Annotated in this window: 13 protein-coding genes and 3 tRNA genes; 14 read left to right on the forward strand and 2 right to left on the reverse strand. The window is 36.4% G+C overall.

Features of this window, described 5'->3' with window-relative positions; translation table 11 throughout:
- Nucleotides 1-11 precede the first annotated feature (11 nt).
- The 11 genes from BMY13_RS07975 to phoU all read left to right on the forward strand — a co-directional run bounded on the left by BMY13_RS07975 (nt 12) and on the right by phoU (nt 9,946).
- Nucleotides 12-88: transfer RNA gene (locus BMY13_RS07975), tRNA-Ile, on the forward strand.
- Between the two features lie 9 nt (nt 89-97).
- A tRNA-Ser gene (locus BMY13_RS07980) sits at nt 98-190 on the forward strand.
- Nucleotides 191-345: 155 nt separating this feature from the next.
- Nucleotides 346-418, forward strand: a tRNA-Phe gene (locus tag BMY13_RS07985).
- Nucleotides 419-833: 415 nt separating this feature from the next.
- Nucleotides 834-1,445: a superoxide dismutase gene (locus BMY13_RS07990; protein WP_092492552.1), complete on the forward strand. Its 612-nt coding sequence runs from the start codon at nt 834-836 to the stop codon at nt 1,443-1,445.
- Between the two features lie 244 nt (nt 1,446-1,689).
- On the forward strand, nt 1,690-2,961 hold the full coding sequence (locus BMY13_RS07995) for an MFS transporter (protein ID WP_092503758.1): 1,272 nt from the start codon (nt 1,690-1,692) through the stop codon (nt 2,959-2,961).
- A 76-nt stretch (nt 2,962-3,037) separates the two neighbouring features.
- Nucleotides 3,038-5,116, forward strand: coding sequence for a peptidoglycan D,D-transpeptidase FtsI family protein (locus BMY13_RS08000; RefSeq protein ID WP_092503760.1), 2,079 nt, complete (start codon nt 3,038-3,040; stop codon nt 5,114-5,116).
- A gap of 398 nt (nt 5,117-5,514) precedes the next feature.
- Nucleotides 5,515-6,468 carry a PstS family phosphate ABC transporter substrate-binding protein gene (locus BMY13_RS08005; protein WP_092503762.1) on the forward strand — a complete coding sequence of 318 codons (954 nt, stop codon included), beginning with the start codon at nt 5,515-5,517 and terminating at the stop codon, nt 6,466-6,468.
- 151 nt (nt 6,469-6,619) lie between these two features.
- Nucleotides 6,620-7,546, forward strand: a complete 927-nt coding sequence (pstC, locus tag BMY13_RS08010) for a phosphate ABC transporter permease subunit PstC (protein WP_092492556.1) — start codon at nt 6,620-6,622, stop codon at nt 7,544-7,546.
- Between the two features lies 1 nt (nt 7,547).
- Nucleotides 7,548-8,426 carry a phosphate ABC transporter permease PstA gene (gene pstA, locus BMY13_RS08015; protein ID WP_092503764.1) on the forward strand — a complete coding sequence of 293 codons (879 nt, stop codon included), beginning with the start codon at nt 7,548-7,550 and terminating at the stop codon, nt 8,424-8,426.
- Between the two features lie 17 nt (nt 8,427-8,443).
- Nucleotides 8,444-9,268 (forward strand): phosphate ABC transporter ATP-binding protein PstB, encoded by an 825-nt coding sequence (gene pstB / locus BMY13_RS08020; protein ID WP_092503766.1) that lies wholly within the window; start codon nt 8,444-8,446, stop codon nt 9,266-9,268.
- Between the two features lie 21 nt (nt 9,269-9,289).
- Entirely contained in the window at nt 9,290-9,946 is a 657-nt protein-coding gene (phoU, locus tag BMY13_RS08025; RefSeq protein ID WP_092503768.1) for a phosphate signaling complex protein PhoU, read from the forward strand.
- 37 nt (nt 9,947-9,983) lie between these two features.
- Here phoU and BMY13_RS19700 read toward each other — a convergent pair whose 3' ends face one another.
- Nucleotides 9,984-10,538, reverse strand: a complete 555-nt coding sequence (locus BMY13_RS19700) for an endolytic transglycosylase MltG (RefSeq protein ID WP_092503770.1) — start codon at nt 10,536-10,538, stop codon at nt 9,984-9,986.
- Nucleotides 10,539-10,570: 32 nt separating this feature from the next.
- Nucleotides 10,571-10,783: a hypothetical protein gene (locus BMY13_RS08035; RefSeq protein WP_092492561.1), complete on the reverse strand. Its 213-nt coding sequence runs from the start codon at nt 10,781-10,783 to the stop codon at nt 10,571-10,573.
- Nucleotides 10,784-11,059: 276 nt separating this feature from the next.
- On the opposite strand from BMY13_RS08035, the gene rpmG reads away from it, so the two are divergent.
- From rpmG to BMY13_RS08050, 3 genes are all read left to right on the forward strand, one after another.
- Nucleotides 11,060-11,209 (forward strand): 50S ribosomal protein L33, encoded by a 150-nt coding sequence (gene rpmG / locus BMY13_RS08040; RefSeq protein WP_010530995.1) that lies wholly within the window; start codon nt 11,060-11,062, stop codon nt 11,207-11,209.
- A 91-nt stretch (nt 11,210-11,300) separates the two neighbouring features.
- A complete protein-coding gene (locus BMY13_RS08045; RefSeq protein ID WP_092503772.1) occupies nt 11,301-11,855 on the forward strand; it encodes a 5-formyltetrahydrofolate cyclo-ligase in 555 nt (184 codons plus the stop codon).
- Nucleotides 11,856-11,869: 14 nt separating this feature from the next.
- Nucleotides 11,870-12,886 carry a ThiF family adenylyltransferase gene (locus BMY13_RS08050; protein ID WP_092503774.1) on the forward strand — a complete coding sequence of 339 codons (1,017 nt, stop codon included), beginning with the start codon at nt 11,870-11,872 and terminating at the stop codon, nt 12,884-12,886.
- The last annotated feature ends 601 nt before the right edge of the window (nt 12,887-13,487 follow it).

Raw genomic sequence — 13,487 nt, forward strand, 5'->3', positions numbered from 1 at the left:
ATACTTAGAGAGGACCCTTAGCTCAGCTGGTTAGAGCTATCGGCTCATAACCGATCGGTCGCAGGTTCGAGTCCTGCAGGGTCCACCATTAAAACTCGGAGGAATACCCAAGTCTGGCTGAAGGGATCGGTCTTGAAAACCGACAGGGGTGTCAAAGCCCGCGGGGGTTCGAATCCCTCTTCCTCCTCCATACATATTTAAAACGGTTTTTAAAACCGTCAACAAGAAGCCACAAGAGTAATCTAACATGAGGTGAAGCATTTGCAGGTCTGCGAGGAGTGCAACATCGCCGAGATAACTTACAACGCACGTTGAGCACTAATTATTAAATCTAAAACCTCATATGGCTCTGTAGCTCAGTCGGTAGAGCAAAGGACTGAAAATCCTTGTGTCGGCGGTTCGATTCCGTCCGGAGCCATCCTTAAACAAGCAAATCGCTTGTTTTTTTATTTAGCTACGAAATTTAAGTGTTGTGGTAACTGTGCTTCTAAATCGTCCACGTCCAGCGCCTAGTGAACTTTGCTCCCCATGTCTACGATAAGAAATAAAGGATGTTCGACTAAAATCACCACATCCTGTGACAACGTCGACCCACCCGAAGCGATGAGCGAATTCCATACGCCGCTGAACAGGCACTTACGCTTTTTTTCTTTCTCAGAATATATGTTTCATATGCAAAAATCCGGGAATAATTTAATGTGGATTATTTTCACTATCCACACTGTAAAAATATGCATATAATTTGCATGTGTGTGATAGCTTTGATAATCTTTATTTTAAAGGGTGAATATTCAAACCTTTTAATAACATAATTATTAAAGGAGGAAATTATAATGGCTAAATTTGAACTACCAGAACTACCTTATGCATACGATGCTTTAGAACCTACAATCGATAAAGAAACGATGAACATTCACCACACGAAGCATCATAATACTTATGTAACAAAATTAAACGGTGCTTTAGATGGACACGCAGACCTTCAGGATAAATCAATTGAAGACCTTGTGAGCAATCTTGATGCAGTACCTGAAAATATCCGCACCGCTGTTCGAAACAATGGTGGCGGCCATGCAAACCATAGCTTATTCTGGAAAGTTATGTCACCTAATGGTGGTGGCGAGCCTTCTGGTGAATTAGCTGATAAATTAAAAGCTAAATTTGGCAGCTTTGATAAGTTTAAAGAAGAATTTGAAACAGCTGCAAAAGGCCGTTTCGGTTCCGGCTGGGCATGGCTAGTAGTAAACAATGGTGAGCTTGAAGTAACTAGTACTCCAAACCAGGACACACCGTTATCGGATGGCAAAACGCCAGTCTTAGGGCTTGATGTTTGGGAGCACGCATATTACCTTAAATATCAAAACAAGCGTCCTGATTACGCTTCTGCTTTTTGGAATGTAGTAAATTGGGATGAAGTAGCTAAAAATTATAACAACGCTAAGTAATTAATTAGTCTTTAAAAGACACGGGAGCACAATTCCCGTGTCTTTTTTGTAGTTAAAAAAGAATAAATACTTTCTTACTGATAAGTACAACCAAGGATTATCTATATTAAGGCTTGCACTCCAAAGTATAAGGGTTCTAAGAAAGCAATATAACCTTTCATAAGGCCAAGTTTACTAATGTAATTAAATTGCATATCTAACACCTATTTGCTCAAACTATAAACGATAAAAAGGAGCAAAAGATATGCATAAAATCTTTCAAAATATAGCAGGAAAAGTAGATATAAACAGGGATCTCATTTTTTTGCTGGTAATAGGGGGCCTTTATTCGTTAGGAATATTTCTCTCTAATACATTCGTCAATATATATTTATGGAAGCAATCCGGTGATTACATTACAATTGCTATGTATAACTTAGGAATATATTTATTCCAGCCAATCACTTTTATTTTGGCAGGGAAAATAGCTAAAAAGGTTGACCGGGTTATTGTGCTGCGATTAGGGGTAATATTTTTATCTCTATTTTTTTTGAGTGTGTTAATTATTGCCGAGAAGGCTGCAACCTATAACTTTTTATTGGGCGGTTTATTGGGTATAGGTTTTGGGTTCTACTGGTTAGCATTTAATGTACTTACATTTGAAATTACAGAACCAGAATCAAGAGATTTTTTCAATGGGTTTCTAGGCATCCTCCAATCTTTTAGTGGTATGATTGGTCCGTTGTTAGCTGGTACGATTATAGCAAACATGGAAGCAAATATTGGGTATACTACGATCTTTACAATTTCTTTCTGTTTGTTTATTGGTGCAGTTGGATGCAGTTTTATCTTAAAACGTCGTCAGGCAGAAGGTGCTTTTCATTTTAAACGGGTATTAGCTGAGAGAAGACATAATAATAATTGGAGAAAAATTCTTAATGCGCATGTCTTTCAAGGTTTGCGTGAAGGGATTTTCCTGTTTGTTATTGCAATCTGGGTATTCATTACAACTCAGAGTGAATTTGCGTTAGGGATGTTTAACTTATTCCTATCTGGTCTCTCTTTTATTTTCTACTTTATTGTAACGAAGTGGATTAAACCATCTATGCGAAAAAAGGCAATACTTACAGGTGGATTAATTTTATATTTTTCTATCTACATTATTCTGTTCAGTATAAGTTATATCCAACTTATTATTTATGCTGCAATAATAGGTATTGCATATCCGATTATTAATGTACCTTATGTTTCCATGACATATGATGTTATCGGTAAAGCGTGGAAGGCAAAAGACTTTCGAGTTGAATATATTGTCGTACGAGAACTATTTGTCAATTCCGGGAGAGTAACAGCTATAGTTATCTTCATGCTAGCTATTACGTTATTTGACGCAGAAAAAATAATTCCGTTTTTATTAGCAGCATTTGGGCTTGGACATTTAATAATTTATGTATTTGTTAAAGATATTTATTTAGGCAGTCCACGTAAAAAAGAGGTCATGATTAAAGAACAATTGACAGATGAAAAAAATCGTTAATATCTGTTAGAATTTAAAGAGATAAATGCTATAATAGGTTGAGATAATTTTATATATAAGGGGGAGAAACCGAAGCATGGTTCAAAAAAAGAAAAAGAAAAAGTCTCAACTTCCCTTTCGTTTAAATATACTATTTTTTATTGTCTTTTTATTGTTTTCAGTTTTAATTTTGCAGCTAGGTGTCGTGCAGATATTGAATGGGGAAGAATTCCAGGCAGAAATCGATAAAACTGAAAATGATTATACAGAGATACCGGTGCCTCGGGGGAAAATGTATGATCGAAACCATAATTTAATTGTTGATAATAACCCATTATATTCAATTACTTATACACCTGCAAAGGGTATTCAAGCAAAAGACAGGTTGGATGTGGCCGAGAAATTAGCTACATATATATCAATGGATCCACATGAAGATAAAGATGGGAATCGGGATTATGGTGTTTCAACACGTAATAAAAAAGAGTATTGGTATTTGAATAATACGGAAGAAGCTAGATCTCGATTAACGGATAAAGAAATAGAAGAAATGGATAATGCTGAAGAATATAATACGATGCTTGACCGAATAAAAGAGGAGGAAATCAAAGGTTACTCTGAAAAGCAGCTTGAAATAATGGCCATTAAAAAAGAAATGGATAAGGCGATGACATTAACGCCACAAGTTATTAAGAACGAAAATGTAACACCAAAAGAATTTGCACGTGTGGCTGAACATTTAGATGTTTTACCAGGGGTCAATGCTACTACCGATTGGGATCGGGAAAAACCATACGGGAAAACTTTTAGTAACTTTATAGGCACCATAACATCTCAGTCACAAGGGATTTTAGCTGAGAAGGAAGAGTATTACCTTACAAGAGGCTATAGCAGAAATGATCGTGTTGGCAGAAGTGGATTAGAAGAGCAGTATGAGAATATTTTAAGAGGCCGAAAGGAAAAGATTCAATATACAACGAATAAAAGCGGGAAAGTCGTTGAATCTGAAGTAGTAGTTGAAGGTCAACGCGGTAAAGACCTAATCCTGACCATTGATATGGAACTTCAAGAAGAGATAAATAAGATATTACGTAAAGAACTGAAAACGGCTATACAAAAAGCTCCTGCTAAGAATAAATATTTGGAAGATGCTCTTGCTGTTGTAATGAACCCGCAAACAGGTGAATTGTTGGCTGTTGCTGGACAACACTATAACAGGGATGACAATGAATTTGAAAATGCTGGACTGAAATCCTTGTACGCTGGTCATCCACCAGGGTCCGCTGTCAAAGGTGCAACAGTGCTATCAGGCTATGAATCAGGTGTTATTGAGCCTGGACAAAGGTTTTATGATGCGCCAATAAAAATTGCCGGAACGCCTGAAAAAAGTTCGTATAGCAACCTACAGTGGGTTAATGATCTGGATGCATTGAGACGGTCATCCAACGTATATATGTTTTATATTGCAATGCGTATGGGTGGCGACTTCAATTATCAGCGAAATGATAAGCTAAAATTCGACCCTGCAGCATTTCAGGAAATGCGCAATTACTTCAGCCAATTTGGACTTGGAGTGAAAACAGGCGTTGATTTTCCATATGAATCAACAGGTTATAAGGGTCCAAATCCTCAGGCGGGTAATTTATTAGACTTTGCAATTGGTCAGTATGATACGTATACAACACTGCAGCTGGCGCAATATGTTTCTACCATTGCTAATGATGGCTATCGTGTTCAGCCACATTTTATGAAAGAAATAAGGATGCCCGTTCCCCATGAAGATGAATTGGGATCGGTTTATCAAAGTAAGAATACAAATTTTTTAAACAAAATTGTAATGGATGATAATTATATTGAGCGTGTTCAAGAAGGATTCCGTCAAGTATATCAAGAGCCCGGCGGAACAGCAACTGGTAATTTTGCAGATAAAGAATATCGAGCAGCTGGGAAAACTGGTACTGCCGAGTATACAATCTTTCATGAAAATGGATCTTCCACGGATACGGAAAATCATAGCCTTGTTGGTTATGCTCCATATGACAATCCGGAAGTCGCCTTTGCAGTTGTTGTTCCACATGCAGGTATTCCAAATGCACATCCAACAAGTAAATTAATTGGAGAACAGATTTTAGATACCTATTTTGATTTGCAAGAAGAAGAAACAGAAGAAGAATAACCTTTTTATCACTAAAAGCCTAAACCTTTATTAATAAGGTTTGGGCTTTTTTAGCAGTTAAGAAATCAAAAATTCTTTCTTACTGCATAAGTGCAAACCAGGCTTTCGCCATTATGGTCTGGCGATAAGCCAAATTCCCTAAATTATAACTCATAACTACACTCGTATGTCGACGTGAAGAAGTGTCATTTAAAATTTTAACTTTTAATGACACTTTTTCTGTTTCAGATTCGATTGTAATAGTGAATAGAAAAATTGATTTCTGTTAATCTACTAACTTTACATTATTTTTACAACTAATTAATGGGGAGTTAACACTGGTGATTTATGATTGCATTGTAGGAGAGGGAATAAAATTTTTCCTTTTCTAACAAACTACCATAATTAGGGGGATTAAAATGAAATCAAAGTCTTTAATCTTAACATTAGGAATGTCATTACTATTAGTATTGTTAGCCGCATGCGGTAATGCAGAAGGCAGTGAGAATAACGGTGACGGAGAAGAAAGTACAAAAGAAATAATGGTTGATGGATCGTCTACCGTGTTCCCGATTATGGAAGCTGTTGCTGAGGAATACCAGGCAGCGAACCCGGATGCAAGAGTAAATATAGGGGTTTCCGGAAGCGGTGGCGGTTTTGAAAAGTTTATCGCAGGTGAGACGCATATTTCAAATGCTTCCCGCCCTATCAAAGAAGATGAAAAAGCACTACTTGAGGAAAATGGAATTGAGTATACGGAAATTGAAGTCGCTCTTGATGGATTATCAATTGTAGTAAATAAAGAAAATGATTGGGTAGACCAGTTAACAGTCGAAGAACTGACTAAAATGTGGAGTGAAGATGGTGGAGTAAAGACTTGGGCTGATGTACGAGAGGGCTGGCCTGAAAAAGAGATCAAATTCTATAGCCCAGGAGCAGATTCTGGAACATTTGATTATTTCAGTGAAGTTGTATTAGGAGATGCGCAAATTCGTCAGGACGCTTCTTTATCAGAAGATGATAATGTCCTTGTTCAGGGAGTTACTGGATCACTGAATGGTATCAGTTACTTTGGATATGCTTATTACGCGGAAAACAAAGATAATTTGAAGGTAGTACCAATTGTGAACAGTGATGAGGAAGCAGTAACACCGAGTCAGGAAACAATTCAGTCAGGTGAATATAATCCATTCTCCAGACCACTGTTTATCTATGTGAAAAATGAAGCATTACAAAACGATTCAGTATATGAATTCACCAAATATACACTCGAAAACGCTGGTGAGATGGCAAAAGCTGTAGGTTACGTTGCTAAACCGGAAAGTAAATATGAAGAAGCCTTAGAAAAGATCGATGAACTAGCAGGTAAATAATCTAATTCACACAATAAGATTGCGGGAATAAAACATGCGAGGGAAGTTAAATCAGAACAGGCTTCTCCTTCACTTTCCTGCATCTTAAGATAGTTTAAGGTTATTGCTATTGTCAGACAGCAACTAAACGTTTTTATAGAGGAGTATTTATATGGCAGTTAACGTTAAAGACATGATGAAGAAAAATAAATCAAATCGTTTCTTGCTTCGTTTTTCAGAAAAGGCAGCACCAACGATTTTCTTGCTGTGTGCAATAATATCTGTACTGACTACAATTGGCATCACACTTACGTTATTAGTGGAAACTATCACTTTCTTTAACCGTGTATCTTTTATTGATTTCATAACAGGAACGAAATGGTGGCCATTTGGAGAAAACCCGAGTTTTGGAATTCTTCCATTAATATCAGGAACGCTATTAATCACTGTTATTGCAATGGCTGTTGCAATTCCAATTGGTCTTGCCTCAGCAATTTATCTAAGCGAATTTGCTTCACCAAATATACGCAAAATCGTTAAACCTATCTTGGAAGTATTGGCCGGTATTCCCACAATTGTATATGGTTTTTTTGCTTTGACTTTTGTTACACCGATGCTTCAAAACGTCATTCCAAGTTTACCAATTTTTAATGCGTTGAGTCCCGGAATTGTTGTAGGGGTAATGATTATTCCGATGATTGCATCTTTATCTGAAGATGCAATGAGTTCTGTCCCCAATGAAATGAGGGATGGAGCTTTGGCTATGGGATCAACAAGACTGGAAGTAGCGTTAAAGGTGGTAGTCCCAGCTGCTTTATCTGGAATCATTGCTTCATTTGTGTTAGGTATATCACGCGCTATTGGCGAGACGATGATTGTAGCTGTCGCAGCTGGAGCAACACCAAAGCTTTCATTAGATGTTACGGAGTCTATTCAGACCATGACAGGTTATATTGTTCAGGTAAGTTTAGGTGATGCGTCTTATGGGTCGACCACATACTACAGTATTTATGCGGTTGGTATGACGTTGTTTGTTTTCACGTTATTAATGAATCTGTTGTCGCAATATATCTCCCGTCGTTTCAAGGAGGAATACTAATATGAGTTTGGTCGATAAACAGGTTATTCAAAATAAAATGAGTAAGAGATCAGTTAAAAATCAGATTATGAATAAATTATTCTTTTCGGCTACCGCTTTTGGAATAGTGGTTTTAATAGTATTGTTATACCGGGTTTTTTCAGAAGGTATCGGTCATTTGGACTGGGGGTTTTTAACAAACTTTGCATCAAGATTTCCTGAAGAAGCCGGGATAAAAGCAGCAATAGTCGGTTCGTTATGGTTAATGGCTGTAACTGCACCGGTATCTCTTTTACTGGGTGTTGGAACAGCTATATATTTAGAGGAATATGCAAGTAGGAACAAATTCACACGCTTTATTCAAATAAATATTTCAAATCTTGCTGGGGTACCTTCCATTGTATTTGGTTTGTTGGGTCTTACAGTTTTTGTACGATTAATGGAAATGGGAAGAAGTATTATGGCGGGTGGATTGACGATGAGCTTATTAATTCTGCCGATAATTGTTGTATCTTCCCAGGAAGCAATAAGGGCTATTCCAAAGAACCAGTATGAGGCATCGTTTGCAATGGGCGCCACGAAATGGCAGACCATTCGCCGTGTTGTGTTACCTGCAGCAATACCAGGCATTCTTACTGGTGGTATATTAGCTCTATCACGAGCAATAGGGGAAACAGCACCACTACTAATGATAGGCGCACTCTCATTTATCGCTTATTTACCGGAAAATGTCTGGTCTGGTTTTACTGTGTTACCAATTCAAATCTTCAATTGGACCGGAAGACCACAAGAGGAATTTCATTTAGTGGCATCAACAGGAATTATTATATTGCTAGTCATATTGCTATTTATGAACTCGATTGCCGTCATCATACGAAATAAGTTTTCGAAGCGATTTTAATTAGGAGGTTTTTTAATATGAATAGTGCAGCTGAGACCAAACATGTACCAGTTCCAAATACAACGATTAAACCAAAAAGTAGAGATTCTAAATCAATTTATTCCATTCAGAACTTTAGTCTGTGGTATGGAAGCGATCAGGCACTATATGATGTTCAATTTGATATCCCGGCTAATAATGTAACAGCCATAATTGGGCCGTCCGGATGTGGTAAATCGACATTCATTAAGGCACTAAATCGTATGGTGGAATTAGTCCCATCCGTAAAGATGTTGGGAAGTATTAACTATAATGGAAAAGATATTTTCAGTCCTAAGTATAAAGTTGAAGAACTAAGGACAAATGTTGGAATGGTTTTTCAAAACCCAAATCCATTTCCGAAGTCTATTTATGAAAATGTTGCATATGGACCTAAAATTCATGGTATTAAAAAGAAAAAGGTACTTGATGAGATTGTTGAAAAAAGTCTTAAAGGTGCAGCGCTATGGGATGAAGTGAAAGATCGTTTGCAGGAGAATGCTTTCGGTTTGTCAGGTGGTCAGCAGCAAAGACTTTGTATCGCCAGATGTTTAGCAATTGAACCGGATGTTATATTAATGGATGAGCCAACGTCTGCGTTAGATCCTATATCAACAGCAAAAATAGAAGAACTGGTTCAAAAATTAAAGGAAGATTACAGTATCGTAATAGTTACGCATAACATGCAGCAGGCAGCCAGAATTTCGGATAAAACTGCTTTCTTCCTGAATGGGGAAGTAATAGAGTACAGCAATACAGATGAACTTTTCTCCAATCCTGAAGATAAGCGTACAGAAGACTATATCACCGGACGCTTCGGATAAAAAGATAAAAGGAGGACTTTGATGGTTGCTAGAGAACAATTTGAAACTGACCTAAGCAATATTAAAGAGAAAATAATGGTGTTATCCCAAACTACAGAAAATGCCTTGTGTGAAGCTGTTGATGCGTTGTATAACCAGGATATTGAATTAGCAAATCAAGTTATTGATCGGGATAATGAAATAGATGAACAAGAGCATTCTATTAACGATAAAACGATTTTACTGATTGCAAAACAGCAGCCAGTTGCAACCGACTTACGCCGATTAATAATAGCATTAAGAATTACAACAGATTTAGAGCGGATGGGGGACAATGCTAAAAATATTGCGAAATCGACGATTCATTTAGGAGAGAACCACCGTTTGACAATCCATCATGAAATAAAACAGATGCGTGACATGGCTGTAGAAATGGTTCATACTGCTATGCATGCATTTCAATATGAAGATATTTCTATAGCAGGTAAGTTATCTGAGATGGACGATCAAGTTGACAAACTATACGAACGAATTATTCACGAATTATTGACCGAAACAGCTACAAATTCAGAAAAAATTCAATTTGTAATGCAAATGGCTTTCAGTGCCAGATATATCGAACGATTTGCTGATCATATTACCAATATCGGAGAAAGTATTTTGTTTCTGGTGAAGGGAGAATCTTATAAACTTAACTAGTTTGATAGAAAAAGCTGTATTGCGGTGGCAATACAGCTTAATTAGTTAGTTTTTCAGCAATTTCGTAATGGCTCATATTACTTGTTAATTCAAAATCACCAAGTTGAACCCTCGTTGTATACCCTTGTTCTTCCATATACTGAGTAAATTCATCACGGTCTTCGATAATACCATTTTCAGCCAATGTGCTGCTGATAGTCGATGGTGCCATCCCGGATTTTACTGTTAATGTATAGTTTACTTTACTATTTTCCTCAGTAATTGGGTCATTTTTCTCTTCACCATTAGTTTCTTCTGTCTCAGTTTCCTGACTTTCATCGGAAGTCGAATTATTCTTTTGTTCTTCTTTCGGTTGAGATTCGCTATTAGCATTTTCGCCAGCATTTTTATCCTCGTCTGATTTCACCGAAACAGAAATATACTCAGATTCTGTTAAAACACGGTACCCTTCAGCTTCAACACTTTTAATCAAGTCATCAGTTGACATATTTTCAGTTTTACTTTTGGGATCATTTGTAAAATAAAACATTACAAGTAAGAGGATACCAGCTGATAAGAGACCAAGTGCGAATGATCTAATTGGTTGTTTCATAATTTTCCCCTATCTCTCTAGTAGTTAAATTATTAATTATGTAAGTTATCATTGGAAAAGTCATCGGTAAGCAGTTCTTCTTCTAAAATTTTAATTTTCTTTTTCATTTGGTAATTATCCTGCATGGTGGAAATTGAGAATTGTTCTAATTCACTTTCCAGTTCGTCAAATTTGTCGTTCATAAAGAAAGATAATACAAGTAATACAACAGCGATGACAATAATAGTAATTATCGCATACATCATTTTTTTTCTTCCCTCCATTCATGTACAATTATATTTATAACATATAATTTAAAAAAGAGAAATCATCAATATTTTACAAGTAGATTCTTGATTGTTTCTCTAACATCTGCTATTATAATTAAGTCTGAATATAATAAAAGATGCCTATTAGAAAACTTGGCTTATCGTCTAGCCTTAATGGAGAAAGCGAAAGCCTTAGTTGCACTTATGCAGTAAGAAAGGATTTATACTTTCTTATCTGCCAAAGCAAGACTTTATAGTTTGGAGGGAAAATATATGCGCGTAAATATTACTTTAGCATGTACTGAAACAGGCGACCGTAACTACATTTCTACTAAAAATAAGCGTACTAACCCGGAACGTTTAGAGCTTATGAAATATAGCCCACGTCTAAAAAAACACACATTGCATCGTGAAACAAAATAATAATTTTTTGAAATAAAACTCTTGCCACTGTTGAAGGCAAGAGTTTTATTTTTTACCGAAGATTGTATATACTTTTGATAGGGGTGAGCAAATGGATAAATCAGAATTACGCAAGAATGCTATATCTATGTTAAAGGGTTTTTCTGAAGAAGAAAGAAAGAATATCGAGGAGAAACTGACACAAAACGTTGTTAACTCGGATTTTTGGAAGCAATCAGCTGTTGTGGGTGTTACAATTTCCAATGGTTTTGAATGGAACACAAAACCAATCATTGAAACCGCCTGGAATGAAGGTAAGTCTATCTGTGTGCCGAAATGCCGACCAAAAGACCGAAAACTCGAATTTTATAAAATAAATACATATGAACAATTGGAAGTGGTTTATTATAATTTATTGGAGCCAATCCCTGAAAAAACGGAAAAAATAGATAAACGGATGATTGAGTTACTTATTGTGCCAGGTCTTTTATTTGATGGTAACGGATTTCGGATTGGCTTCGGTGGAGGTTATTATGATCGATTTTTGAGTGATTTTCCAAATAAGAGAATATCCATTGCTTCCAATGAACAAATAGTAGAGGGATTACCAGCTGAACCATTCGATATTCCGGTAGATAGAATAATTACAGAAAGCGGGTTTCTGTGATAAGGAGAGATACAATGGTGAATTCGACACGTTATTCAAGGCAAATGTTGTTTGCTCCAATACAGGAATCAGGACAAGAAAAGTTGACAAAGAGTTCCGTTCTTGTTGTTGGTGCTGGTGCACTAGGTACTGTGATATGTAATCATCTTGTACGAGCAGGTATTGGTAAAGTACGCCTGATAGACCGTGATTATGTTGAACTTAGTAATTTGCAGCGACAAATGCTCTTTGATGAAGAAGATGCTAAAAAAGCAATGCCAAAAGCTATTGCCGCAAAAAATAAATTGGAAAAAATGAATAGTTCTGTCTCAATTGAAGCAATTGTAGGTAACGTTACAATTGAAAATATAAACGAATTAGTAAAAGACATTGATGTAGTATTGGATGGGACAGATAATTTCTCTACCCGTTATCTTTTAAATGATATTTGTATTAAAAATAATATTCCATTTTCATATGGTGGAGTTGTCAGTTCAAGAGGCATGACTGCGTTCTTTATTCCCCAAGAAACACCATGTTTACGTTGTATTACAAACGAAGGTACCGATAACGGCCAAACATGTGATACCGTTGGCGTGATTTCACCTGCAGTTGATATGATATCTTCTTTACAGGTGACTGAAACACTAAAGTTTTTGACTGGAAATAAGAATAATTTACGAAACACGTTAAAAACAGTTGATATATGGTTTAACCAGCAATATGATATGAAATTGTCAAGTCCTGACCCAAGCTGTCGCACATGCCAGAAAAATGAATATCCAGCCTTACAAAGAACTGCACAAGATAGGGAGACTGTATTATGCGGGCGTGATACGGTTCAAATTCATCAAAAATCAAATATGGACTTGGAAAACTGGGAAGAACAATTAGCTAAAGTAGCGATAGTTCAACGTACGCCATTTTTATTGAAAGCAACTTTTAATGAAGTTATAAGTCTTGTCATTTTCAAAGATGGGCGTGTTCTCGTTCAAGGCACTGAAGACCCTGTTCAGGCAAGAATTTGGTATGATCGATATATTGGATCCTGATGCATAAAATCACAACATGTTGAAAACAATTAATAACACAACATCATTAGGAGAAAAGGGTGTCAGGATGAGAATCTTTTTAGTTCTTACATTTTTATTGACCGTAGTGACAGTAATCTTTAAATGGAGATATAGAATAGTAAACACTCTATTGGCGATTAGTTTCTTGCGACGAATTGCAGTTATGATTACGATGAACATGCCAGCAATCCGTAATAAAATATTACCAAACTTGTTCAGTCGATCAACAAACTAGATTGTTTATTTTAGCAGTTAAAAAGTTTAAATACTTTTTATTGCATAAGTGCAGCTATGGAACTTGTGTTATCATGGCTTGCACTCCAATGTATAAGGAGTTCTAACAAAACAAAATATATCTTCATAAGAAACCCTTAAACAAATGCCAAGTTTTCTAAAAAAGCTGTTCTAAGATAAGTAATCAGCTTTGGAGCACTGGTAGTAAGAATGTAGTACAAATTGAGCATTGAATTGTAGAGCAATTTGATGCTCTTTCCTATTCCACAACAATCCTCTAATGGTGGTGTTGATTAGCCACGAAATGGAGCAATAAAGAGCGCCATTTCTTTTTTGTACTCCGTAA

Source organism: Virgibacillus subterraneus (assembly GCF_900110695.1).
GTDB lineage: Bacteria > Bacillota > Bacilli > Bacillales > Amphibacillaceae > Lentibacillus > Lentibacillus subterraneus.